The organism is Pseudomonas urethralis (assembly GCF_021602465.1).
GTDB classification, from domain to species: Bacteria; Pseudomonadota; Gammaproteobacteria; order Pseudomonadales; family Pseudomonadaceae; genus Aquipseudomonas; species Aquipseudomonas vlassakiae.
This window is the reverse complement of record NZ_BQIJ01000019.1, coordinates 78875-103604: the sequence shown is the minus strand read 5'-3', so window position 1 is coordinate 103604 and position 24730 is coordinate 78875. Positions and strand designations below refer to the sequence as shown.

Here is a 24730-nt window from a genome sequence, read left to right as displayed (position 1 = left end):
GGTGGTGACGATGGCGATCTTGCGGCGCCGACACCAGGCAATCAGCGCGGCCTTGGCCATCACGCTGTCGATGCAGTCGATCACTGCATCCATCTCCTCGGTGATGTACTCGGCCATGGTCTCGCGAGTGACGAAATCCGCCACCGCGTGCACGCTAATCTTCGGGTTGATCGCCCGCAGGCGCTCGGCCATCACCTCGACCTTGGGCCGCCCGACCTGGCCTTCCAGCGCATGGGCCTGGCGGTTGGTATTACTCACGCAGACATCGTCCAGGTCGAACAGGGTGATTTCGCCGACGCCACTGCGCGCCAGGGCCTCGGCCGCCCACGAGCCGACCCCGCCGATGCCGACGACGGCCACATGGGCATTGCCCAGGCGCTGCAGGCCCTGGTCGCCATACAGCCGGGCAACGCCGGCGAAGCGTGGATCTTCAGTGCTCATGTTCCTACCTCAACGCTCGTACCCGAAAATGCGGCGCGCATTATAGGCCAGCGGCCGCTTTCACCTCCATCGTTAGGAAACACCCTACCATTACTGCTTTAATGTCCTATCACTTGGACAGAATCGGACCACAATGTCATCTCGCAAATTCGGCCTCAACCTGGTGGTGGTCCTGGCCATCGCCGCGCTGTTCACCGGGTTCTGGGCACTCATCAACCGCCCGGTCTCCGCGCCTGCCTGGCCGGAACAGATCTCCGGCTTCTCGTACTCGCCGTTCCGCCTCGGGGAAAGCCCGCAAAAGGGCCAGTACCCCAGCGATGACGAGATGCGCCAGGACCTGGAGCAGTTGAACAAGCTCACCGACAACATCCGCATCTATACCGTCGAGGGCACCCAGGCCGAAATCCCGCGGCTGGCAGAAGAGTTCGGCTTGCGGGTGACCCTGGGCATCTGGATCAGCAAGGACCTGGAACGCAACGAACGCGAGATCGAAAAAGGTATCGAACTGGCCAACCACTCGCGCAGTGTGGTGCGGGTGGTGGTCGGCAACGAAGCGCTGTTCCGCGAGGAGGTGACGCCCGAAGAGCTGATTCAGTACCTCGATCGCGTGCGCGCCGCTGTCAAGGTGCCGGTCACCACCAGCGAGCAATGGCACATCTGGAAGGAACACCCGGAACTGGCCAGGCACGTCGACCTGATCGCCGCGCACATCCTGCCGTACTGGGAGTTCGTGCCGATGAAAGACTCGGTGCAGTTCGTCCTCGACCGCGCCCGCGAGCTACGCCACCAGTTCTCGCACAAGCCGCTGCTGCTGTCGGAAGTCGGCTGGCCGAGCAACGGCCGCATGCGCGGCGGCGCCGACGCCACCCAGGCCGACCAGGCCATCTACCTGCGCACCCTGGTCAACACCCTGAACCGACGGGGCTACAACTACTTCGTCATCGAGGCCTACGACCAGCCGTGGAAGGCCAACGACGAAGGTTCGGTAGGCGCCTACTGGGGCGTGTACAACGCCGAGCGCCAGCAGAAGTTCAACTTCGAGGGGCCGGTGGTGGCGATCCCGCAGTGGCGGGCCCTGGCGGTCGCTTCGGTGGTCCTGGCGATGATCGCCCTGGCCGTGCTGCTGATCGACGGCTCGGCCTTGCGCCAGCGCGGCCGGACCTTCCTCACCTTCATCACCTTCCTGTGCGGGTCGGTGCTGGTGTGGATCGCCTATGACTACAGCCAGCAATACAGCACCTGGTTCAGCCTGACCGTCGGCGTGTTGCTGGCGCTCGGCGCGCTGGGCGTGTTCATCGTGTTGATGACCGAGGCCCACGAACTGGCCGAGGCCGTATGGATCCACAAGCGCCGCCGCGAATTCCTGCCGGTGCAGGGCGACAGCGCCTACCGGCCCAAGGTATCAGTGCATGTGCCGTGCTACAACGAGCCACCGGAGATGGTCAAGCAGACCCTCGACGCCCTCGCCGCGCTGGATTACCCGGACTATGAAGTGCTGGTGATCGACAACAACACCAAGGACCCGGCCGTGTGGGAGCCACTCAAGGCCCACTGCGAGAAGCTTGGCGAGCGTTTCAAATTCTTCCATGTCGCGCCCCTGGCCGGCTTCAAGGGCGGCGCCCTGAACTACCTGATCCCGCATACAGCAAAGGACGCTGAGGTGATCGCGGTAATCGACTCGGACTACTGCGTCGACCGTAACTGGCTCAAGCACATGGTGCCGCACTTCGCCGACCCGAAGATCGCCGTGGTGCAGTCGCCACAGGACTACCGCGACCAGCACGAAAGCACCTTCAAGAAGCTCTGCTACAGCGAATACAAGGGCTTCTTCCACATTGGCATGGTCACCCGCAACGACCGTGACGCGATCATCCAGCACGGCACCATGACCATGACCCGGCGCAGCGTGCTGCAAGAGCTGGGCTGGGCCGAGTGGTGCATCTGCGAAGACGCCGAGCTGGGCCTGCGGGTATTCGAGAAAGGCCTGTCGGCCGCCTATTCGCACAATAGCTATGGCAAGGGCCTGATGCCCGACACCTTCATCGACTTCAAGAAGCAGCGTTTCCGCTGGGCCTATGGCGCCATCCAGATCATCAAGCACCACGCCAGCGCCCTGCTGCGCGGCAAGGGCAGCGAGCTGACCCGTGGCCAGCGCTATCACTTCCTGGCCGGCTGGCTGCCGTGGGTCGCCGACGGCATGAACATCTTCTTCACGGTCGGCGCGCTGCTGTGGTCGGCGGCGATGATCATTGTCCCGCACCGGGTCGACCCGCCGCTGATGATCTTTGCCATCCCGCCGCTGGCGCTGTTCTTCTTCAAGGTCGGCAAGATCATCTTCCTCTACCGCCGCGCGGTGGGGGTGAACCTCAAAGATGCCTTTGCTGCGGCACTGGCGGGGCTGGCGCTGTCGCATACCATTGCCAAGGCGGTGCTTTACGGCTTCTTCACCAGCAGCATGCCGTTCTTCCGCACACCGAAGAACGCCGACAGCCATGGCTTGCTGGTGGCGATTTCCGAAGCACGGGAAGAGCTGTTCATCATGTTGCTGCTGTGGGGCGCGGCACTTGGCATATTCCTGGTGCAGGGGCTGCCGAGTTCGGACATGCGCTTCTGGGTGGCGATGTTGCTGGTGCAGTCGCTGCCCTATGTGGCTGCGCTGGTGATGGCGTTTCTGTCGTCGCTGCCCAAGCCGGTCGAGAAGGCCGCCGAAGCACAACAGGTTTGAGAGGGCGGGGGCGCTTTGCGCCCCCAAGCCCCCTCTGTTTGATATAAGATAACGCCCCTCAGATTTCCCCGCCTCGCCTTGCCCCGGAGTCCCCCATGACGGCCCCTGCCGAGCTCTCGCCCACCCTTCAACTGGCCTGCGACCTGATCCGTCGCCCCTCGGTCACCCCCGTCGACGCCGACTGCCAGGCGCAGATGATGAACCGCCTGGGCGCCGTGGGCTTCCAGCTGGAGCCGATGCGTTTCGAAGACGTCGATAACTTCTGGGCTACCCACGGTACCCAGGATGGCCCGGTCCTGTGCTTCGCCGGCCATACCGACGTGGTCCCCACCGGCCCGGTGCAGCAGTGGCAACACGAGCCATTCGAGGCGTTGATCGACGCCGACGGCATGCTCTGCGGCCGCGGCGCCGCCGACATGAAAGGCAGCCTGGCCTCGATGGTGATCGCCAGCGAGCGCTTCGTGCAGGACTACCCGAACCACCGCGGCAAGGTCGCCTTCCTGATCACCAGCGACGAGGAAGGCCCGGCGCACCACGGCACCAAGGCCGTGGTCGAGCGCCTGAAGGCACGCAACGAGCGCCTGGACTGGTGCATCGTCGGCGAGCCGTCGAGCACCACCCTGCTCGGTGACGTGGTCAAGAACGGCCGTCGCGGCTCGCTCGGTGCCAAGCTGACCGTGCGCGGCAAGCAAGGCCATGTGGCCTACCCGCACCTGGCTCGCAACCCGATCCACCTGGCCGCCCCGGCATTGGCGGAACTGGCAGCCGAGCACTGGGATGAAGGCAACGCATTCTTCCCGCCGACCAGCTTCCAGATCTCCAACCTCAACGCCGGCACCGGCGCCACCAACGTGGTCCCGGGTGAGCTGACCGCGCTGTTCAACTTCCGCTTCTCCACCGAGTCGACCGTCGAAGGCCTGCAGGCGCGGGTCTCGGCGATCCTCGACAAGCACGAGCTGGACTGGTCGATCGACTGGGCGCTGTCGGGCCTGCCGTTCCTCACCGAGCCGGGCGAACTGCTCGACGCGGTGTCGGCCAGCATCAAGGGCGTCACTGGCCGCGACACCCAACCGTCGACCAGCGGCGGCACCTCCGATGGCCGGTTCATTGCCACCATGGGCACCCAAGTGGTCGAACTCGGCCCGGTCAACGCCACCATCCACCAGGTCGACGAGCGGATCCTGGCCAGCGACCTCGACCTGCTGACCGAAATCTACTACCAGACCCTGGTCCGGTTGCTCGCCTGATGCTCGCCTGCCCCCTCTGCCAGGCAGCCTTGTCGCGGCTCGACAACGGCGTGGTGTGCCCCGCCGGCCACCGCTTCGACCGCGCCCGCCAGGGTTACCTGAACCTGCTGCCGGTGCAGCACAAGAACAGCCGTGACCCAGGCGACAACCAGGCCATGGTCGAAGCCCGCCGCGACTTCCTCGACGGCGGCCACTATGCCCCGGTGGCCCAGCGCCTGGCCGAGCTTGCCGCCGAGCGCCAACCCGGCGCCTGGCTGGACATCGGTTGCGGTGAGGGTTACTACACCGCGCAGATCGCCCAGGCCCTGCCGGGCGCCGATGGCTATGCCCTGGACATCTCCCGCGAGGCGGTCAAGCGTGCCTGCCGCCGTGCGCCCGAGGTGACCTGGATGGTCGCCAGCATGGCCCGCGTGCCGTTGGCCGATGCCAGCTGCCAGTTCATCGCCAGCGTGTTCAGCCCGCTGGACTGGGACGAGGCCAAGCGCCTGCTCAGCCCCGGTGGCGGCCTGATGCGCGTGGGCCCGACCAGCGGCCACCTGATGGAGCTGCGCGAAGTGCTCTACGATGAAGTGCGCCCCTACGCCGACGACAAGCACCTGGCCCTGGTGCCCGAAGGCATGGCCCACGCCCACGGCGAAACCCTCGAGTTCCGCCTGAGCCTGGTCCAACCCAAGGCCCGTGCCGACCTGCTGGCGATGACCCCGCACGGCTGGCGCGCCAGCGCCGAGAAGCGCGCCCGGGTGATCGACCAGCCCGAGCCGTTCGAGGTGACGGTTTCCATGCGTTATGACTATTTCGTGCGCCAACACTGAGCACACCCGGAGCCCTTATGCGCCAACCCGATATCGAGATCTACCTGAAGGACGCCGACGTCGACCACAAGCAGATTGCCGAGTGGCTCAGCCAGGCAATCGGCCCGTGCAGCGAATGGAAGCAGAAAGGTCAGACCTTCAAGTGCCAGGCCGGTAACATTCCGGTCACCTGGTTACCCAAGGCTGTAGGGAAATGGAACAGCCTCTACCTGGAAAGCGACCAGACCCCATGGGCCGATGACGTTGCCTGCGCCCGCGCCGCGTTCGCCGCGCTGAACGTCGAGGTGCGTTGCGCGCCGGGTGGCTGGGTCGAGGAAGACGGTGAGGACGATGCCGATCGCTGGGTCCGCATCAGCGCCGACGGTGAAGAGGAAATCACCTGGCGTACTGCTTGAGCTGCAAGAAAGGTTGCATCAGGCTGCAAGCACACGGTCGCTTGCAGCTTGAAGCCTACAGCTAGAGGCTCAGAGCCCGACTACGTCTTCGGCTTGCAGGCCTTTCTGGCCCTGCACGCAGGCGTATTCCACCCGCTGCCCTTCGACCAGGGTACGATGCCCCTCACCGCGGATCGCCCGATAGTGGACGAATACATCCGCACCACCTTCGCGCTGAATGAAGCCATAACCTTTGGCATCGTTGAACCACTTAACATTCCCAGTCTCACGAGACGACATCTGAACTACTCCGGATTTTTATTGTGAAGATCGCCTTGTAGACACAGGGTGTCCTCCCTATGTCGACGCCGCTTGCCGAAATATCCTGCAAGTGGCAGGCCGAGTATATGACACAGAACAAAAAATTTTCATGACCGTCGCGCTATTTACCGAATTTTGCTGAACTTGCGCCGATACGGCAGACTAAACGACTGTCTATTCTCTGAAATTCACTCCCAGGGCACTCACCCCATGACCCGTTCCCCCCTGCGCCGCCTGATCTTCGGCGCCCTGCGTCGCCTGATGTACCTGTGGGTGCGCTCCGAGACCATCAACCAGTCGTCCCTGACCCTCAAGCTCGACCGCAGCCGCCCGGTGTTCTACGCCCTGCCGTCACCATCGCTCACCGACCTGGTGGTGCTCGACCGTGAATGCACCAAAGCGGGGCTGCCGCGCCCGGTGCTGCCGGTGGCCGTCGGCTCGCTGCAGGAACCTGCCGCGTTCTTCTACCTGACGCCGGACCCGGACTGGCTCGGCCGCCACGACAAGCGCGGCGCACCGCCGGCCCTGGAGCGCCTGGTCGCCGCCATCAGCCAGCACGCCGAGGAAGACGCACAGATCATTCCGGTCAGCGTGTTCTGGGGGCAGACGCCGGCCAGCGAGAACAGCCCGTGGAAATTGCTGTTCGCCGACAGCTGGGCCGTGACCGGGCGCCTGCGCCGGCTGTTGACCGTGTTGATCCTGGGGCGCAAGACCCGCGTGCAGTTCTCCGCGCCGATCCACCTGCGCGAACTGGTGCAGCACAACAAGGGTCACGAGCGCACCGTGCGCATGGCCCAGCGCCTGATGCGCGTGCACTTTCGCAACCTCAAGACCGCCGTGATCGGCCCCGACCTCTCGCACCGGCGCAACCTGGTCAAGGGCCTGGTGCATGCGCCCCTGGTTCGCCAGGCCATCACCGACGAAGCCCAGCGCGAGAACATGCCCGTGGCCAAGGCCGAAGCCCAGGCGCTGCGCTACGGCAACGAGATCGCTTCGGACTACACCTATACCGCGATCCGCTTCCTGGAGGTGGTGCTTAGCTGGTTCTGGAACAAGATCTACGACGGCATCAAGGTCAACCACATCGAGCAGGTACAAGGCATCGCCCCAGGCCACGAAGTGATCTACGTGCCCTGCCATCGCAGCCACATCGACTATCTGCTGCTGTCGTACCTGCTGTTCCGCAATGGCCTGACGCCGCCGCACATCGCCGCCGGCATCAACCTCAACATGCCGGTGATCGGTAGCCTGCTGCGCCGTGGCGGTGCCTTCTTCATGCGCCGCACGTTCAAGGGCAACCCGCTGTACACGGCGGTATTCAACGAGTACCTGCACACGCTGTTCACCAAGGGCTTCCCGGTGGAGTACTTCGTCGAAGGTGGCCGCTCGCGCACCGGGCGCATGCTGCAGCCGCGTACCGGGATGCTGGCGATCACCCTGCGCAGCTTCCTGCGCTCCTCACGCACGCCGATCGTCTTCGTGCCGGTGTACATCGGTTATGAGCGCGTGCTGGAAGGCCGCACCTACCTCGGCGAACTGCGGGGTGCGAGCAAGAAAAAGGAGTCGATCTTCGACATTTTCAAAGTCTTTGGTGCGCTGAAGCAGCGCTTCGGCCAGGTCTATGTCAACTTCGGCGAGCCGATCCGCCTGGCCGCGTTCCTCGACGAGCAGCAACCCGGCTGGCGCGAGCAGGAGCTGGGCCCACAGTTCCGCCCAGCCTGGCTGAACGATGCCACCACCCGCCTGGGCGCAACGGTTGCCCGCCATCTCAACGAGGCGGCAGCGGTCAACCCGGTCAACCTGGTGGCCCTGGCACTGCTCTCCACCAGCCGCCTGGCGCTGGACGAGCGTGCCCTGACCCGGGTGCTCGACCTGTACCTGGCCTTGCTGCGCCAAGTGCCGTACTCCGAGCACACCACCTTGCCCGAAGGCGACGGCCAGGCACTGATCGAGCACGTGCGCGGCATGGACCTGCTGGCCGAACAGAAGGACGCGCTGGGTCGCATCCTCTACCTGGATGAAGCCAATGCGGTATTGATGACTTATTACCGCAACAATGTCCTGCACATCTTTGCCCTGCCGGCCCTGCTGGCGAGCTTCTTCCTCAGCAGTTCGCGCATGAGCCGCGAACTGCTGGGCCAGTACGTGCATGCGCTGTATCCGTACCTGCAGGCCGAACTGTTCCTGCGCTGGGCGCCGGAGCAACTGGACGAGGTGATCGACCACTGGCTGGCAGCGCTGGTCGAACAAGGCCTGCTGCGCCACGAAAACGACCTGTACATGCGCCCGGCGCCAAGCTCACGCCAGTTCGTGCTGCTGACCTTGGTCGCACGTACCATCACCCAGACCTTGCAGCGCTTCTACATGGCCACTTCGCTGCTGCTCAACAGCGGGCAGCACACCCTGAGCGCAGAAGAGCTGGAAGACTTGTGCGTCATGATGGCCCAGCGCCTGTCGATCCTGCATGGCCTGAATGCCCCGGAGTTTTTCGACAAGACCCTGTTCCGCCACTTCATCCAGACGTTGATCGTGCAGGGTGTGCTGCGTCCGGATGGCAACGGCAAGCTGGGTTATCACGACAAACTCGGCGAATTGGCCGAAGGCGTGGCCAAGCGTGTGCTGTCGGCGGAGCTGCGCCTGTCGATCCGCCAGGTAGCGTTGCACCGTGATGAGACCCTGAGCATGGTCCAAGGGTAGGCGTTCAGTCTGTAAGGGTGCCTTGAGAGAACGCAGGATCAATGAGCAGCACCCATTGATCCACTCTCAAGGAGCTACTTAATGACGTCGAGCAAATCCAGCATCACCCAGGGCATTCACGGCGGCAACCTGCCGGAATCGGTCACCCAGGGCATCCACGGTGGCAACTTGCCGGAATCCGTCACCCAGGGCATCCACGGTGGCAACCTGCCGGAATCCGTCACCCAAGGCATCCACGGTGGCAACCTGCCGGAATCCGTCACCCAGGGCATCCACGGTGGCAACCTGCCGGAATCCGTCACCCAGGGCATCCACGGTGGCAACCTGCCGGAATCCGTCACCCAGGGCATCCATGGTGGCAATCTCAGCCCTGCATCCGCTGAGGGGATTCACGGCGACAACAACAAGGGCTGACCACTGCGCCGGGAAAATCCGCTAAAGTCCCAAGGGTTGGCCACAAGCCAGCCCCAAGGACACCGGAGACTCCATGAAAAAGCTCTTTATGCTGTGTTGCGCATCCCTGCTCGCAGCCTGTTCCAGCCACACTCCGCCCAGCCAGGCCAGCCTGAATGGCGAAGTCTTCTATCTGCAGCGCATCGCCCTGCCGCCGGCCGCCACCTTGAGCGTCGAGTTGCAGGACGTCTCGCTGATGGACGCCCCCGCCGTGACCCTGGCCCGCCAGGCCGGCCCGGTCAAAGGCAACGTGCCGCTGCCGTTCCACCTCAGCTACGACCCGGCCCACGTCAAACCCGGCCACCGCTATGCGCTCAGCGCACGGATTGAGCTGGACGGCAAGCTGCTGTTCATCAACACCGAACACCACGGCGTCGCGCTCGACGGCAGCGACCCGCAGCCGGTACGTGTCAAAGTCGACCCGGTGCGCTGAGCCCGCCCCCCATTCATCCACAAGGAAATACCCATGATTCGCGCCTCACTGCGCTTCACTACCCTGTGCGCCGGCCTGCTGCTGTCGGCCAGCGCCCTGGCCCTGTCGCTTGGCGACCTGAGCCAGTCCGACGCCACTGGCGGCCTGAAGGATGCCCTGACCCAGGGTGCGCAGATCGCCGTCAAGCAGTTGAGCACCCCAGGCGGCTTCAGCAATAACCCGGATGTGCGCATCGAGCTGCCAGGCAACCTTGGCAAAGCGGCCAAGGCCATGAAGATGTTCGGCAAGGGCGACCAGGTCGAAGCCCTGGAAGCCAGCATGAACAAGGCTGCCGAAGCTGCCGTGCCGCAGGCCCAGGCGATTCTGGTGGATGCCGTGAAGAAGATGACCGTGACCGATGCCAAGGGCATCCTTAGCGGTGGTCAGGATTCGGCCACCCAATACCTGAACAAGAGCAGCCGCGAGCAGATCCGCGCCAAGTTCCTGCCGATCGTCAAGCAGGCCACCGACAAGGTCGGCGTCGCCCAGCAGTACAACGCCTTTGCTGGCCAGGCCAAAGGCCTGGGGCTGATCAAGGATGACGCCAATATCGAGAACTACGTGACCGAGAAGGCGCTGGATGGCCTGTTCGAGATGATTGCCAAGCAGGAAGAGAGCATTCGCCAGAACCCGGCACAGGCGGCAACCAGCCTGGCCAAGAAAGTCTTCGGCGCGCTCTGAGGGGCGTGGGGAGGGCTTTGCCCTCCCCTGCAATCCTCACGCTTTCTTGACCCTGAACCAAGCCGCATACAATGCCGGCAGGAACAGCAAGGTCAACGCCGTTGCCACGATCAGCCCGCCCATGATCGCCACCGCCATCGGCCCGTAGAACACACTCCGCGACAACGGAATCATTGCCAGCACCGCCGCCAGCGCGGTCAGCACGATCGGCCGGAAGCGTCGCACCGTGGCCTCGATGATCGCCTGCCAGCGGTCCAGCCCGGAAGCGATATCCTGCTCGATCTGGTCCACCAGGATCACCGAGTTGCGCATGATCATCCCCGCCAGGGCGATGGTGCCGAGCATGGCGACGAAGCCGAACGGCTGGCGGAACACCAGCAGGAACAGGGTCACGCCAATCAGCCCCAACGGCGCGGTGAGGAACACCATCACCGTGCGCGAGAAGCTGCGCAGCTGGATCATCAGCAAGCTCAGCACCACCACGATGAACAGCGGCATGCCGGCGTTCACCGACTTCTGCCCGCGCTCCGAGTCTTCCACCGTGCCGCCCACTTCCAGCAGGTAGCCATCCGGCAGCTTGGCCTTGATCTCCTGCAAGGTCGGCAGGATCTGCTGCACCAGGGTCGCCGGCTGCTCCTTGTCATAGATGTCGGCGCGCACGGTCACCGTCGGCAGGCGGTTGCGGTGCCAGATGATGCCTTCCTCGAAGCCATATTCCAGCGTCGCCACCTGCGACAGCGCCACGCTCTGGCCATTGCTGGTGGGCAGCGCCAGGCTGCCGAGGCTGCCCAGTTCGCCACGCTCCTGCTGGGTGCCGCGCAAGAGGATCTCGATCAGTTCGTTGTCCTCCCGGTACTGGCTGACCGTGGTGCCGGTCAGCGAGCTCTGCAGGAAGCTCGACAGCTGCGCAGTACTTACGCCGAGGGCGCGGGCGCGGTCCTGATCGATCTCCAGGAACACCGCCTTGCTCGGCTCTTCCCAGTCCAGGTGCACGTTGACCACATGCGGGTTCTCGCGCACCTTGTCGGCCACCTCGCGAGCCAGGGCACGGGCCTTCTCGATGTGCTCGCCGGTGACCCGGAACTGCACCGGGTAGCCCACGGGCGGGCCGTTCTCCAGGCGTGTGACGCGAGCACGAAGGTCGGGGAACTGCTGGTCGACGGTGCTGATCAACCAGCTGCGCAGGCGCTCGCGGTCTTCCATCGACTTGGCCAGCACCACGAACTGGGCGAAGCTGGCGGCAGGCAGCTGCTGGTCCAGCGGCAGGTAGAAGCGTGGCGAACCGGTGCCCACGTAGGCGACGTAGTTGTCGATGCCGTCCTGCTGCTTGAGCAGCGCTTCCAGTTGCTTGACCCGCTCGGCGGTGTTGGCCAGCGAGGCACCTTCGGCGAGCTTCAGGTCGACCATCAGCTCCGGGCGCCCCGAGGCCGGGAAGAACTGCTGCGGCACGAAGCGGAATAGCAGGATGCTGCCGACAAAGGCAGCGATGGTCAGCAGGATCACCGTCTTGCGCCGCCGCACGCACCACTCCACCACACGCCGGACGCGCTGGTAGAACGGCGTGCCGTATGGGTCCGGCGCGTGCCCGTCCTTGCCATGGCGGGCAGCATGCAGCTTGGCCAGGTCGGGCAGCAGCCGTTCGCCCAGGTAAGGCACGAAGACCACCGCCGCCACCCACGAGGTCAACAGCGCAATGGTCACCACCTGGAAAATCGAGCGGGTGTATTCGCCAGTGCTCGAAGCCGCCGTGGCGATCGGCAGGAAGCCCGCGGCCGTGATCAGCGTACCGGTGAGCATCGGGAATGCCGTGCTGGTCCAGGCGTAGCTGGCGGCCTTGAGGCGGTCGTAACCCTGCTCCATCTTGATCGCCATCATCTCCACGGCGATGATCGCGTCGTCCACCAGCAGGCCCAGCGCCAGCACCAGCGCGCCGAGCGAGATCTTGTGCAGGCCGATGCCGAAGTAGTGCATGCTGGCGAACGTCATGGCCAGCACCAGCGGAATGGCCAAGGCCACCACCAGGCCGGTGCGCAGGCCGAGGGAGAAGAAGCTCACCAGCAGCACGATCACCAACGCCTCGACCAGCACCTGGACGAACTCGCCGACCCCGGCCTTGACTGCCGCCGGCTGGTCGGAGACCTTGCGCAGCTCCATGCCCGCCGGCAGGTTGCGCGCCAGGCGTTCAAACTCGTCTTCGAGTGCTTTGCCGAGTACCAGAATGTCGCCGCCATCCTTCATCGACACCGCCAGGCCGATGGCGTCCTCGCCCATGAAGCGCATGCGCGGTGCGGGCGGGTCGTTGAAGCCACGGTGCACGTCGGCCACGTCGCCAATGCGGAAGGTGCGGTCGCCGACCCGGATGGGGAACTGGCGGATCTCATCAACGCTGTCGAAGCGCCCGCTCACCCGCAGCTGCAGGCGTTCACTGGGAGTCTCGAAGAAGCCTGCGGTGCTGACCGCGTTCTGCTCGCGCAACGCCTGCTGCACGGCCTCCAGAGGTACGCCCAGGGTAGCCAGCTTGAGGTTGGACAGCTCGATCCAGACCTTTTCGTCCTGCAGGCCGATCAGCTCGACCTTGCCCACGTCCTTGACCCGCTGCAGCTGGATCTGGATACGGTCGGCGTAGTCCTTGAGCACCGCATAGTCGAAGCCGGCGCCGGTCAGCGCGTAGATATTGCCGAAGGTGGTACCGAACTCGTCGTTGAAGAACGGGCCCTGGATTTCCGGCGGCAAGGTATGGCGGATGTCAGCCACCTTCTTGCGGATCTGGTACCACAGCTCGGGAATGTCCTTGGAGTGCAGCGAGTCGCGGGCCATGAAGGTCACCTGCGACTCACCCGGGCGCGAGAACGAGACGATCCTCTCGTACTCACCAGTCTCCATCAGCTTCTTCTCGATGCGCTCGGTGACCTGGCGCGAGACTTCCTCGGCCGTGGCCCCCGGCCACAGGGTACGAATGACCATGGCCTTGAAGGTGAACGGCGGGTCTTCACTCTGCCCCAGCTTGGTGTAGGACATGGCGCCAATGGCAGCCAGCAGAATCATCAGGAACAGCACGATCTGGCGGTTACGCAACGCCCATGCGGAAAGGTTGAAACCCATCGGGACTTACTCCTTGGCCGTCAGGTTCACCACACGGTTGGTGCGGTCCACCGGCCGCACCTCCTGCCCTTCGCGCAACACGTGGCCACCGGCAGCGACTACCCAGTCGCCCGGCGCCAGGCCTTCGAGCACCGGCACGGTTTCACTGCCATAAGGCCCCAGGCGCACCACGGCGCGCTCCAGGCGGCTTTCCTTGTTGACGCGCCAGACATACGCCTGGCCGTTCTCGGCGGTGACCGCCGACAGCGGCACGGCAAGCGGAATCACCCCGTCATGGGCAATGAATACCCGCGCACTCTGGCCGAGTTCGGCCGGCACCTTGGCCGAGGTGAAGGCAATTCGTGCGGCGAAGGTCCGTGAACGTGGGTCGGCGGCAGGTGACAGCTCGCGAATGCGACCCTGGAAGCGTTCGTTGGGGTGCGACCACAACTCGACGCTGACAGCCTGGCCCACGGCAAAACGGGAGAACTGCTGTTCCGGCAGGCCGATGGCAACTTCACGCTCACCGTCGGCGGCGAGCGTGAACACGGTCTGCCCAGCCGCGACCACCTGGCCGACTTCAACCTGACGTTTGGCGATGACACCGGCCTGCGGCGCACGCAGCACGGCGTAATCCGCCTGGTTGCCGGCCACGTCGAATTCGGCCTTGGCCTGCTTCAGGCGGGCAAGGCCGGCGCGGTAGAGATTTTCCGCGTTGTCGTACTGGGAACGGCTGACCATCTGCCGGTCGAGCAGCTTCTGGTAACGGTCGCGCTCGGCGCGCACCAGCGACAGGTTGGCCTCGGCCGCCGCCAGCTGGGCACGGTTGGCTTCCAGCTGCAGGCGCACGTCCTGTGGGTCGAGTTCGGCCAGCGGCTGCTCGGCCCTGACCCGCTGCCCTTCCTCCACCAGGCGCTTGCTGACCTTGCCGCCGATGCGGAAGGCCAGCTCCGGCTCGAAGCGCGCGCGCACTTCGCCGGGGTAACTGTCGGCAGCGGCTTCGGCCGGCTGCGGCTGCACCACCAGGGCCGGGCGCGGCGCGGCGGGTGGAGCGGCTTCCTGACCGCAGGCGGCCAGCATCAGCGCGGCAGCGGCGGGCAGAACGAGGGAAAAGGCATGACGCAGCATGATGAATCCTTTCGCGAAGTGCACATCGAATATTTATACTGGCGAGTATATTAAATCAGGGAACCGAGGCCGGGAAGCTGCCGTCGGAAAGAAAAATCAACATCAACCAGGGTCGCCACCTGCAGCCGGGAGCCGTCCGAGCCGGTAAGATGGGCGCCCCCTCAAACGAATGCGGATTCCAATGTCCAACGACGCACCCAACGGCCCGGGCCGGCCCAAGGACCTGGCCAAGCGCGAGGCCATCCTCGAAGCGGCCAAGGCCCTGTTCCTCAGCCTTGGCTATGCCAACACCAGCATGGATGCGGTCGCTGCGGCGGCAGGTGTTTCAAAACTCACGGTCTACAGCCATTTCACCGACAAGCAGACGCTGTTCGGCTCCGCAGTCATGGCAACCTGCCAGAACCAGCTGCCTGACTTGCTTTTCGAGTACCCAGATGGGGCAGCCGTGGAGGAGGTGTTGCTGGCTATCGGTCGCAGCTTTCAGGCGCTGATCAGCAGCGACGAGGCAGTCAAGCTCTGCCGCCTGATCATGGCCCAGGGCAGCCAGGACCCGGGGTTTGGCGCGTACTTCTACGAAGCCGGGCCGAAGCGGCTGCTGATGGGGATGGAGGCACTGCTGCGCAGGATCGATGGGTGCGGGCTGCTGCGGATTGCCAATCCGTTGCAGGCGGCCGAGCACTTCTTCAGCCTGGTCAAGGGCGCACCGGACTACCGCTTGCTGCTGGGGTGTGCCGGGCCGCTGGAGGGGGATGAGGCCGAAGCCCATGTGCGTGAGGTGGTGGAATTGTTTATCCGGGCGTTCAAGGTCTGAGTCAGATTGTGCCGGCCTTTTCGCGGCTAAAGCCGCTCCTACAGGAGTATCACAGGTTTTGAAAACTGTGCGGAGCCTGTGGGAGCGGCTTTAGCCGCGTAGTGGCCGGGGCAGGCGGTCACGCCTTGAGGGCTTTCTTCGGATAGATGTCATACCGGCTGGACTTGCCCTCCAGGCTATGACTCGGCTTCGGCCCATCGATGATCGGCGCCTTGCGCGGCCGCTTCACCACTACACGGTGGCTGGCCAATGCCAGTGCCGCCTCCAGCAATGCAGGCGCATCCAGGTCATCGCCAACCAGCGGGCGGAACACGCGCATTTCCTTCTTCACCAAAGCGCTCTTGTCACGGTGCGGGAACATCGGGTCGAGGTAGATCACTTGCGGCGCCTCGCCTTCCCAACTGCGCATGCGCTCGATGGCGTTGCCGTTCAGCAGGCGCATGCGCCCGACAATCGGCCCCACCTCTTCATCCACGCGGGCCCGCGCCAGGCCGTCTTCCAGCAACGCGGCAATCAGCGGCTGGCGTTCGATCAAGGTCATCTGGCAGCCCAGGCTGGCCAGCACGAACGCATCCTTGCCCAGGCCCGCCGTGGCATCCAGCACCTGCGGTCGCACCCCTGGAGCGATGCCCACCGCCTTGGCAATCATCTGCCCGTTGCCCCCACCGAACTGGCGCCGGTGCGCGGCCTGGCCTTCGACGAAGTCCACCCGCACCGGCCCCGGAGCCTGCGGCCCCAACTGCTGGATCTGCAAGCCATCCATGCCCACCTGCACGGCAAACGCGGCCGTATCATCCTGCAGTGGCAGCGCCAGGCGCTCGGCCCATCGCGCGGCTTGCGCCTCGAACTCCGCCGTCAGCGCCTCGACCCGGATACCTGTGCCCTGCTCTTCCATCATTCACACCTAGAAATTGAACCCTGCCCCTCATGTATCGGCCGCCACGGCCGATACAGGCAATATTCCGCTATTCTGCCAGAGCACAGCGCGCACGACTGCCATGACAGATACTCTTCCCATCGGCTTGACCTACTTGTCGCCTGTCGGCAACTACGGTCGGCAGAATACCCAGGCACTCGGGGGCGTCAGCCACCTGTGGCAGGATTTCTTCGCCCGCGCGATGGCCGAGCAGCAAGCGGAAGAACCGGACAGCGTCAGCCAGGCCATGGTCCAGTATGACCAGGCCAGCGGCGAGCCGATCGGCGGGGCCAAGGCCCTGGCCCTGATCGAAACCCAGCGCGCCTGCCCGGTACAGGACACCATCGTCGCACCGCCCGAGCCACTGTTCCTGCCCAAGGCGGAATTGCAGGCCAACCTGCTGGCGCCGGCGCCCGAACCGTTCAGCGCGGCCGAGATGATCCAGCAACAGCGCCAGCTCGACCTCAGCAACAGCTGGCTGCGCCCGGTGGTGATGAGCCAGGGCCACCCGCTCCCCGAACCAGGCCCGGGCCCTTCACCGCGCCCACTGCACCTGCCGATCGCCGAATTGGAAGGGAATCTGCTCGATCCCGCGCCGGAACCGTTTGACGAGGCGACCCTGGCCAAGCAGCAGCACGACCTTGAGTTCGACATGCACTGGGCGCGCCCGGTCGTGCTGAACAACGTTCGCGTCCACGCCTGAGATCAGCGACAGACCTGCCAACGCCCCATGTCCAGATGAAAGTGATTGTGGTGGGCCGCGTTGTAGTCCGGTCCCAGCACCGTGCTGAAACTGTCGCACGCCGCGTGTCGTACCTGTCTCAGAAATTCACCCTTCTGCCCGCCCGCCTGCCAGTCCCGCGCCAGCACGACGCGCTGACCGTCTTGCAGACGAAAGCCGCTGATATCCAGCGCGTTGGCCGTAGCGTGCTGGCTCAGACGCCCTTGCTTGCGGTTGTAGACATTGCGGCAGGCAAAGCTGCCCAAGTGATCCACTTGCACCACAGGCTGGCCAAATACCCGCTGCGCAGCGGGCTGTAGCCCATGCCGCTCGAACAACGCATAGGCGACCGCCAACGGGCAACTGGCCAGAAAGCTGCTGCTCAGGCGAACGTCCCCTCGCTCGATACGCCACACGTTCTGCAGCGGGCAGCTGGCCGATGGCGGGCTGTCGACCTGCGCCCGGTAACGCAGCCCGGACGTCTCCAGGGCCTTGCGGCACAAGCCTGGGTCGTTGCGCAGCCGCGACAGCTTGTAATTCGTCAGCCAGTTCGGCGGCTGGCGCACATCCAGCGCCGCCCACGGGTTCCAGTTGTCCGGAAGGCGCCAGCCGAATTGCCAGGCCAGGCCCGCCATCACCAACAGCAGGGCGCATGGCAGCATCACGGCGCGCATGGCGCCTCAGCGACGGAACAGGTCGTTGAGCTGGGCGAACGGCAAGGCCTGCTCACCGTAACTGAATGTGCCCTGATCACGAATCTCCAGGGCCGCACGCTGCAACGCGCCGAGTGCTGCCCGGGCCAACGATGAACCGACACTGATACGGCGCACGCCCAAGTCCTGCAGCTGGTTGACGCTCAACGGCACGCCCGCCAGCCCCATCAGCACGTTGACCGGCTTCGGCGCCACGGCCTGCACCACCGCTCGCACCTCATCGACACTGCGCAATCCCGGCGCGTAGAGCACATCGGCACCCGCCTCGGCAAAGGCCTGCAGGCGCAGGATGGTATCGTCAAGGTCCATACGCCCATGCAGCAGGTTTTCCGCACGGGCACACAGGGTGAAGGGGAATGGCAGGCTGCGCGCGGCCTGCACCGCAGCTCGAACTCTCGCTACAGCCAGCTCGAAGTCATAGATCGGCGCCTCTGGACGGCCGCTGGCATCTTCGATCGAACCGCCGACCAGTCCCGTCCCAGCGGCACGCAGGAGGGTCTGGGCGCAGTCCTCCGGCAGGTCGCCAAAACCATTTTCCAAGTCGGCGGCCACCGGCAAGGGCGTGGCATCGACGATCACCCCGGCGTTAGCCAATGTCTCATCCAGGCTCAAGGCACCCTCGGCATCCGGTCGTCCGAGGCTGAAAGCCAGGCCGGCACTGGTTGTGGCCAGTGCTTCGAAACCGAGGCTTGCCAACAGCCTGGCGGAGCCGGCGTCCCAGGGGTTGGGCATGACGAAGGCGCCATCACGCTCGTGCAGCGCCTTGAAGGCTTCGGCTCGCAGGGTCTGTACATCCATGATCACAACCTCCGGGGTCAGGGAAGGGTCAGAGTAGCCCCAGTTGTTCGACCTCAGGGGCGCGCGGCAATTCAGGTAATGCGGGCAAGCCTGGCAGACGCGCCATCAGCTGTCGGTGAAAACGCTGGGCCAGCGCGGCAGCCAGACGGTTGTCGGACGTATGCAGGAACACATAAGGACTGCGCCCCTCCTCGATCCAGGCGGCGACCTTGTCTACCCAGGGCGTGAGGAACGTGTCGTTGGCCTCAAGCTGTGGATGGCCGATGAAGCGCACCTGCGGGTACTGGCTGAAGGCTGCGGGACGCGGGGGCACCTTGGGCTTCTTCGACTGTGCATGCAGCACTGCCGGGTCGCGTGAGGTGCAGCTGAACAGGGCGCGGGGGTCAAGGCAGATGCGCTCAACGCCGCGTTCGTGGAGCAGGCGGTTCAGCAGCCGTTCTTCCTCGCCCTTGGCGAAAAACGCCGGGTGACGCACTTCCACCGCCACCGGCACTGCGATCTCGTCGAGGAAGTGGCACAGCTCGCCCAGCCGTGCGGGGCTGAACAGGCGCGGCAACTGCAGCCAGTACGGCGAGACCCGCTGGCCCAAGGGTGCCATCAGACGAGTGAAGTCGAAGGCAGACTCCAGCTGCCCCCCCAGGTCACCGGCGTGGCTGATATCACCCGGGAACTTGGCGGTGAAACGGAAGTGCGCGGGCATGACCTGCGCCCAGCGGGCGACGGTGCCGGGTGCTGGCCGGGCATAGAACGTGGTGTTGCCCTCGACGGCGTTGAATACCCGGCTGTAGTAGCCAAGCATTTCATGGGTGGTGGCGTCGGCGGGATACAGGTACTCGCGCCAGGCGTTCTCGCTCCAGGACGGGCAACCTACGAAATAAGGCAAGGGTGACGGACTCATCCGTCAAATGTACAGGTCGAGCCCCAGTACTTCCATGTCCCAGTCGGTAAAACCGGCCGTGCTGAGGTAGCTGGCCAACGCGGTAGCGGTGCGCCGGTCACGGGCGCGGGGGAACACCATGTCCTGCTGACGAGCCGGCAAGCCCGCCGGACGACGACGCGCAGCAGCCTCCTGAGCGACTTCGCTCTCCTCGATCAGCTCGGCATCATCGACACTCTCGTCGCGCACCGCTGCTTTGCGCGGCGTGCGCTTGATCGGGTAGGACTGCGAGGAAAAACCGTCGATACGCATGGAGTGAGCACTCAGGACCAATGATGGCAATCTAGCAGCATCAGGATTGCGTCGCTAATGCTCGAGTGATAACTGGACCACAGTTTGCGTCTAAAGGTTTTATCGCCAACCGCGATAACCGACGAACAGCACTCAGCGCGCCTTGGGTGTCGCCACATTATCGCGCAAGTAGACCGGTTGCGCCTGTTCGGCGGCGATTGCCTCACCACGGCCCCAGGCGAAGCTGGCCAGGCTGAGGATATCCAGAGCACTTGGCAATGCCGAAGCGTTCGTGGCGCTGGCCTGCACCGCCAGGCGTTCGGCATAGCTCCAGCCGGTACCGGCACCGAACCAGTCACCGCTGCTGCCTGCGGGCAGGGCCACGCGCTCGGGCGGAAGCACGGCTTCCAGCCCTTGCAGGCGCATCTCGCCGGCTTCGGCCTTGTAGCAACCCCAATACACTTCATCCATGCGCGCGTCGATGGCCGCAGCCACCTGCTGCACGCCATGCTCGCGCAACGCGCCCTGAGCCAGCGCGGCCAGGTTGGACACCGGCAGCACCGGGCGCTCCAGCGCAAAAGCCAGGCCCTGCACCACACCGATGGCGATGCGCACCCCGGTGAACGCGCCCGGGCCACGGCCGAAGGCGATTGCATCCAGTGCATTCAACGCCACACCGGAGTCTGCCAGCAGTTGCTTGATCATCGGCAGCAACTTCTGCGCATGCATGCGCGGGATCACCTCGTAATGGCTGGTTACCTTGCCGTCATGCAGCAGCGCAACGGAACAGGCTTCGGTGGCGGTATCCAGGGCCAGCAGGGTGGTCATCGAACGGGTATCCAGGTGCTAGGGAAAAGAGCGGCAGTATAGAGCAGCTGCGGCCCCTGTGGGAGCGGCCTTGTGTCGCGAAAGGGCCGCGAAGCGGCCCCAGGATGTCAGCGACACGGCAAAAATCGAGGGGCTGCTTTGCAGCCCAATCCGACCGGTGCGGCGATCCGACAAGGCCGCTCCCACAAAAAAGCGGCCGCTGCGTCAGGTGTGTAGATCAGCTCAGGGCTGCCAGCACCTTGGCGGTGATCGACTCGACCGAGCCGACGCCTTCGATGTGGCTGTACTTCGGCTTGCCAGCGTTGGCTGCCGACAGCTTCTGGTAGAAGTCCACCAGCGGCTTGGTCTGGCTGTGGTAGACCGACAGGCGGTGACGCACGGTTTCTTCCTTGTCGTCGTCGCGCTGGATCAGGTCTTCGCCGGTGACATCGTCCTTGCCTTCCACTTTCGGCGGGTTGTACTGAATGTGGTAGGTGCGGCCAGAGGCCAGGTGCACACGGCGGCCAGCCATGCGGCCGACGATTTCTTCGTCGTCGACAGCGATCTCGACCACGGCGTCGATATCCACGCCGGCTGCAACCATCGCTTCAGCCTGCGGAATGGTGCGCGGGAAGCCGTCGAACAGGCAGCCATTGGCGCAATCCGGCTGGGCGATGCGCTCCTTGACCAGGCTGATGATCAGCTCGTCGGACACCAGTTGACCGGCATCCATGACTTTCTTCAGTTCCAGGCCCAGTGGGGTGCCGGCCTTGACGGCGGCACGCAGCATGTCACCGGTGGAGATCTGTGGAATACCGAACTTCTCGGTGATGAACTTTGCCTGAGTACCTTTACCGGCCCCGGGAGCTCCCAGCAGAATTACGCGCATCTCGTGCTCCTCAAATTTTTTTATGAAATTCAATGGATTCGGCAATCGAGGCCAAGTCCGGAAAATCGGGTATGACCATAAATCGGTCAAAAGGCTGCTCAAGATACACAGCGCCCGGCAGCCAGACAAGCGTCCCAAAGTTGCAGCATTGCGTCGTCTGTAACCAGAACGGAGGGTGGTTGCACCCTGCGCAACCACCCTCCTCGCCCTGTCGTGGCCGCCTGCCGGTCAACCGGCAAGGGCCGCGACGGCGGGCCTTACCCGGTGTTGCGCAGGCCCGCGGCGATACCTGCCACGGTCACCAGCAGGGCCTGCTCCAACGGGCTGTCCAGAGCGGCTTCGCGGCTGCGTGAACGGGCCAGCAACTCGGCCTGCAGGCGGTGCAGCGGGTCCAGATAGGTATTGCGCAAGCTGATGAATTCCAGGGTCTCGGGGCTGTGCGCCAGTAGCACCGGCTGGCCGGTCAGGCCCAGCACCACCTGGCACGACTGCGACAATAGGTCGCGCAAGTGCGCACCTAATGGAAGCAGGCCTGGTTGCACTAGACGTTGGTCGTAGGCCTCGGCGATTTGCGCGTCGGCCTTGGCCAGGACCATTTCCAGCATGTCGATGCGGGTGCGGAAGAATGGCCACTGCTCGCGCATCTGCGCCAGCAGTTCGCCCTGGCCTCGCGCCAGGGCATTGCTCAGGGCGGTCTCCCACCCCAGCCAGGCCGGCAGCATCAGGCGTGTCTGGGTCCAGCCGAAGATCCACGGGATGGCCCGCAGGCTCTCGATACCACCGGCGCGGCGCTTGGCCGGGCGGCTGCCCAGCGGCAGGCGTCCCAGTTCCTGCTCGGGGGTGGACTGGCGGAAGTATTCGACGAAGTCCGGGTTTTCCCGCACCACACCGCGGTAGGCCTTGAGGCCATCGGCTGCCAGCTGGTCCATCAATGCCCGCCAGGCGGGTGCTGGAGGCGGAGGCGGTAGCAAGGTCGCTTCGAGCACAGCAGCCAGGTACAGGTTGAGATTCTGCTCGGCGATGGCCGGCAAGCCGAACTTGAAGCGAATCATCTCGCCCTGTTCGGTGGTGCGGAACCGACCTGCCACCGAACCCGGAGGCTGCGACAGAATCGCCGCATGGGCCGGGCCACCCCCACGGCCCACCGTACCACCACGGCCGTGGAACAGCAGCAGTTCGACCTGATGCTCGCGGCAGATGCGCACCAGGTTCTCCTGGGCACGGTACTGGGCCCAGGCCGCTGCCGTGGTGCCCGCGTCCTTGGCCGAGTCGGAATAGCCGATCATCACTTCCTGCGGCCCGCGCAGGCTGGCGCGGTAGCCCGGCAGGCCAAGCAGGCGCTGCATCACCGGCCCGGCGTTGTCCAGGTCCGCCAGGGTTTCGAACAGCGGCACCACCCGCATCGGCCGGGTAAGGCCGGCTTCCTTGAGCAGCAGTTGTACGGCCAGCACATCAGAGGCCGCACCCGCCATCGAGATCACGTAGGAGCCCAGCGAAGCGCCCGGCGCAGCTGCGATCTCGCGGCAGGTGGCCAACACCTCGGCGGTCTCTGCCTGAGGCTTGAAGTGCGCGGGTAACAACGGCCGGCGATTCTTGAGTTCCGCCTGGAGGAATGCGATGCGCTGTTCTTCGTCCCAGTCGGCATAGCTGCCCAGGCCAAGGTAATCGGTAATCTCGGCCAGCGCATCACGGTGCCGGGCGGCATCCTGGCGCACATCCAGGCGGCCGAGGAACAGGCCGAAGGTCACCGCCCGGCGCAGGCTGTCGAGCAGCGGGCCATCGGCGATCACCCCCATGCCGCATTCGTGCAGCGACTGGTAGCACAGCTCCAGCGGTGCGATCAGGTCGCGGTTATCCACCAGCACCTCGGCGCTGGCCGGCTGGTTGCTGGTCAATGCGAGTTGGGCCCAGGCGCGGGTCGCCCGCAGCCGTTCGCGCAACTGCTTGAGCACTGCCCGGTACGGCTCGGCACTGTCGCCCACACGTTCACGCAAGGCCTCACTGGCTTGTTGCATGGACAGTTCGGCCGCCAGCGCATCGATATCGCGCAGGAACAGGTCGGCGGCCATCCAGCGGGCCAGCAGCAATACCTCACGGGTCACGGCCGCCGTTACATTGGGGTTGCCGTCGCGGTCACCGCCCATCCACGAGGCGAAGCGAATCGGCGCAGCTTCCAGCGGCAGGTGCAGGCCGGTGGCGTCGAACAATGCCTTGTCGACCTTGCGCAAGTGGTTGGGGATGGCCTGCCACAGCGAATGTTCGATCACCGCGAAGCCCCATTTGGCCTCGTCTACCGGGGTGGGCCGGGTGCGGCGGATCTCTTCGGTGTGCCAGGCCTCGGCGATCAGCCGGCGCAGGCGCTCGCGCACCTGCTCACGCTCGGCGGGGGTCAGGTCGCGGTGGTCCTGAACGGCCAGCTGGCCGGCGATGGCATCGTATTTCTGGATCAACGTGCGCCGCGCCACTTCGGTCGGGTGTGCGGTCAGCACCAGCTGGATATCGAGCTTGGCGAGCTGCCGGGCCAGAGCCTCATCCTTGTGCCCGGCCTGCTTCAGGCGAGCCAGCAGTTCGGGCAGGACCCGCGCCTCGAACGGCTCTGGCTGACCGGCATCGCGACGGCGGATCAACTGATACTGCTCGGCCATGTTGGCCAGGTTGAGGAACTGGTTGAAGGCTCGCGCCACGGGCAGCAGGTCTTCTTCGGCCAGGTCGGCCAAGGTCGAGCTCAACTGCTCGCCAGCACCGCGGCGGTCGGCCTTGGCACTGTGGCGGATGTCCTCGATCTTCTGCAGGAACGCATCACCGTGCTGCTGGCGGATGGTCTCGCCGAGCAACTCCCCCAACACATGGACATCTTCACGCAGGCGCACATCGATATCAGTCATTGGCCCTCTCTTCGGCGCGGCTCGCCACGCTCTGCTCAGGAAACAGCACTGGGCCAAGAGTGCCCATTGCCGGGGCGCGATGGCAAGCCGCGATCGCGCAAAGCAAACTAAAGTTAAGCCAGCGCAGTCCGATGCAATGCAGCCTTTTCTGGCGTTCACAGAGGTCATCATGAAAATCCGCGAACTCGCCCAGCACTGGGAACAGAATGCCGCCGGCACCCTGAGCCCCACCGGCCACGCTTTGCACTTGGACCTGGAGTCCGAGGCACGCCTGGCTGCCCTGATCGACATGTACCCCAAGCGCACCGCCGAGGAACTGCTCGGCGAACTGGTCGCCGCCGCGCTGGAAGAGCTGGAAGCCAGCTTCCCCTACGTGCAGGGCCAGAAGGTCATCGCCACTGACGAAGAGGGTGACCCGCTGTTCGAAGACATCGGCCCGACCCCGCGTTTCCTGGCCCTGTCACGGCGCCACCTGCACGACCTCAGCAATACCGGCGAAGACACCGGGAACTGAGCGTGCAGTACCCCGATCCGGGCCTGCAACAGGCCCGGAAACCACTCCAGCGAGCGAAAGTTCCGGGCCAACTTCA

The 24730-nt window shown here is 64.8% G+C and carries 23 protein-coding genes; 11 read left to right on the top strand and 12 right to left on the bottom strand.

Annotated features, from left to right (window positions below; all coding sequences use genetic code 11):
• Window positions 1-441: tRNA threonylcarbamoyladenosine dehydratase (locus tag L6D64_RS24035; RefSeq protein ID WP_176510376.1), on the bottom strand; the 441-nt coding region annotated here is incomplete at its 3' end.
• Window positions 442-574: 133 nt separating this feature from the next.
• Between L6D64_RS24035 and L6D64_RS24030 the strand changes: the two genes are divergently transcribed.
• The 4 genes from L6D64_RS24030 to L6D64_RS24015 all read left to right on the top strand — a co-directional run bounded on the left by L6D64_RS24030 (window position 575) and on the right by L6D64_RS24015 (window position 5620).
• Window positions 575-3166, top strand: coding sequence for a glycosyltransferase (locus L6D64_RS24030; protein WP_176510375.1), 2592 nt, complete (start codon window positions 575-577; stop codon window positions 3164-3166).
• 95 nt (window positions 3167-3261) lie between these two features.
• On the top strand, window positions 3262-4413 hold the full coding sequence (gene dapE, locus L6D64_RS24025; protein ID WP_176510102.1) for a succinyl-diaminopimelate desuccinylase: 1152 nt from the start codon (window positions 3262-3264) through the stop codon (window positions 4411-4413).
• Complete coding sequence (locus L6D64_RS24020; RefSeq protein WP_176510101.1) at window positions 4413-5225, top strand: putative RNA methyltransferase; 813 nt, start codon at window positions 4413-4415, stop codon at window positions 5223-5225. Before dapE ends, L6D64_RS24020 begins: the two co-directional genes overlap by 1 nt.
• A gap of 17 nt (window positions 5226-5242) precedes the next feature.
• On the top strand, window positions 5243-5620 hold the full coding sequence (locus L6D64_RS24015) for a hypothetical protein (RefSeq protein WP_176510100.1): 378 nt from the start codon (window positions 5243-5245) through the stop codon (window positions 5618-5620).
• A gap of 69 nt (window positions 5621-5689) precedes the next feature.
• Here the strand turns inward: L6D64_RS24015 and L6D64_RS24010 are convergent, their stop codons facing one another.
• On the bottom strand, window positions 5690-5899 hold the full coding sequence (locus tag L6D64_RS24010) for a cold-shock protein (protein ID WP_003252255.1): 210 nt from the start codon (window positions 5897-5899) through the stop codon (window positions 5690-5692).
• A 231-nt stretch (window positions 5900-6130) separates the two neighbouring features.
• Here L6D64_RS24010 and plsB point away from each other — a divergent pair, with 231 nt between their 5' ends.
• From plsB to L6D64_RS23990, 4 genes are all read left to right on the top strand, one after another.
• The gene (gene plsB, locus L6D64_RS24005; protein WP_176510099.1) at window positions 6131-8617 is read left to right on the top strand and encodes a glycerol-3-phosphate 1-O-acyltransferase PlsB; all 2487 of its coding nucleotides are present in this window, start codon (window positions 6131-6133) and stop codon (window positions 8615-8617) included.
• Between the two features lie 81 nt (window positions 8618-8698).
• Window positions 8699-9031: a hypothetical protein gene (locus tag L6D64_RS24000; RefSeq protein ID WP_236192595.1), complete on the top strand. Its 333-nt coding sequence runs from the start codon at window positions 8699-8701 to the stop codon at window positions 9029-9031.
• Between the two features lie 73 nt (window positions 9032-9104).
• Complete coding sequence (locus L6D64_RS23995) at window positions 9105-9503, top strand: YbaY family lipoprotein (protein WP_176509715.1); 399 nt, start codon at window positions 9105-9107, stop codon at window positions 9501-9503.
• Between the two features lie 33 nt (window positions 9504-9536).
• The gene (locus L6D64_RS23990; RefSeq protein WP_176509716.1) at window positions 9537-10223 is read left to right on the top strand and encodes a DUF4197 domain-containing protein; all 687 of its coding nucleotides are present in this window, start codon (window positions 9537-9539) and stop codon (window positions 10221-10223) included.
• 36 nt (window positions 10224-10259) lie between these two features.
• On the opposite strand, the gene L6D64_RS23985 is transcribed toward L6D64_RS23990, so the two are convergent.
• Window positions 10260-13325 carry an efflux RND transporter permease subunit gene (locus L6D64_RS23985; RefSeq protein WP_176509717.1) on the bottom strand — a complete coding sequence of 1022 codons (3066 nt, stop codon included), beginning with the start codon at window positions 13323-13325 and terminating at the stop codon, window positions 10260-10262.
• Window positions 13326-13331: 6 nt separating this feature from the next.
• Window positions 13332-14432, bottom strand: a complete 1101-nt coding sequence (locus tag L6D64_RS23980; protein ID WP_176509718.1) for an efflux RND transporter periplasmic adaptor subunit — start codon at window positions 14430-14432, stop codon at window positions 13332-13334.
• Window positions 14433-14601: 169 nt separating this feature from the next.
• On the opposite strand from L6D64_RS23980, the gene L6D64_RS23975 reads away from it, so the two are divergent.
• Window positions 14602-15243 carry a TetR/AcrR family transcriptional regulator gene (locus L6D64_RS23975; protein WP_176509719.1) on the top strand — a complete coding sequence of 214 codons (642 nt, stop codon included), beginning with the start codon at window positions 14602-14604 and terminating at the stop codon, window positions 15241-15243.
• Between the two features lie 118 nt (window positions 15244-15361).
• Here L6D64_RS23975 and L6D64_RS23970 read toward each other — a convergent pair whose 3' ends face one another.
• Window positions 15362-16138 (bottom strand): class I SAM-dependent methyltransferase, encoded by a 777-nt coding sequence (locus L6D64_RS23970; protein ID WP_176509720.1) that lies wholly within the window; start codon window positions 16136-16138, stop codon window positions 15362-15364.
• Window positions 16139-16241: 103 nt separating this feature from the next.
• Here L6D64_RS23970 and L6D64_RS23965 point away from each other — a divergent pair, with 103 nt between their 5' ends.
• The gene (locus L6D64_RS23965) at window positions 16242-16862 is read left to right on the top strand and encodes an energy transducer TonB (protein ID WP_176509721.1); all 621 of its coding nucleotides are present in this window, start codon (window positions 16242-16244) and stop codon (window positions 16860-16862) included.
• 2 nt (window positions 16863-16864) lie between these two features.
• Here the strand turns inward: L6D64_RS23965 and L6D64_RS23960 are convergent, their stop codons facing one another.
• The 7 genes from L6D64_RS23960 to ppc form a co-directional block, all read right to left on the bottom strand.
• The gene (locus L6D64_RS23960) at window positions 16865-17554 is read right to left on the bottom strand and encodes an extensin-like domain-containing protein (RefSeq protein ID WP_176509722.1); all 690 of its coding nucleotides are present in this window, start codon (window positions 17552-17554) and stop codon (window positions 16865-16867) included.
• 6 nt (window positions 17555-17560) lie between these two features.
• Window positions 17561-18391: an isocitrate lyase/PEP mutase family protein gene (locus tag L6D64_RS23955; RefSeq protein ID WP_176509723.1), complete on the bottom strand. Its 831-nt coding sequence runs from the start codon at window positions 18389-18391 to the stop codon at window positions 17561-17563.
• Window positions 18392-18419: 28 nt separating this feature from the next.
• On the bottom strand, window positions 18420-19289 hold the full coding sequence (locus tag L6D64_RS23950; protein ID WP_176509724.1) for a DUF72 domain-containing protein: 870 nt from the start codon (window positions 19287-19289) through the stop codon (window positions 18420-18422).
• Between the two features lie 3 nt (window positions 19290-19292).
• Window positions 19293-19580 (bottom strand): hypothetical protein, encoded by a 288-nt coding sequence (locus tag L6D64_RS23945; protein ID WP_176509725.1) that lies wholly within the window; start codon window positions 19578-19580, stop codon window positions 19293-19295.
• Window positions 19581-19712: 132 nt separating this feature from the next.
• Window positions 19713-20387, bottom strand: coding sequence for a tRNA (adenosine(37)-N6)-threonylcarbamoyltransferase complex dimerization subunit type 1 TsaB (tsaB, locus tag L6D64_RS23940; RefSeq protein WP_176509726.1), 675 nt, complete (start codon window positions 20385-20387; stop codon window positions 19713-19715).
• 217 nt (window positions 20388-20604) lie between these two features.
• Window positions 20605-21255: an adenylate kinase gene (gene adk, locus L6D64_RS23935; RefSeq protein WP_028691565.1), complete on the bottom strand. Its 651-nt coding sequence runs from the start codon at window positions 21253-21255 to the stop codon at window positions 20605-20607.
• Window positions 21256-21512: 257 nt separating this feature from the next.
• Entirely contained in the window at window positions 21513-24140 is a 2628-nt protein-coding gene (gene ppc, locus L6D64_RS23930; RefSeq protein ID WP_176509727.1) for a phosphoenolpyruvate carboxylase, read from the bottom strand.
• Between the two features lie 169 nt (window positions 24141-24309).
• Here ppc and L6D64_RS23925 point away from each other — a divergent pair, with 169 nt between their 5' ends.
• Window positions 24310-24654 carry a pilin assembly protein gene (locus L6D64_RS23925; protein ID WP_176509728.1) on the top strand — a complete coding sequence of 115 codons (345 nt, stop codon included), beginning with the start codon at window positions 24310-24312 and terminating at the stop codon, window positions 24652-24654.
• Window positions 24655-24730: the final 76 nt, after the last annotated feature.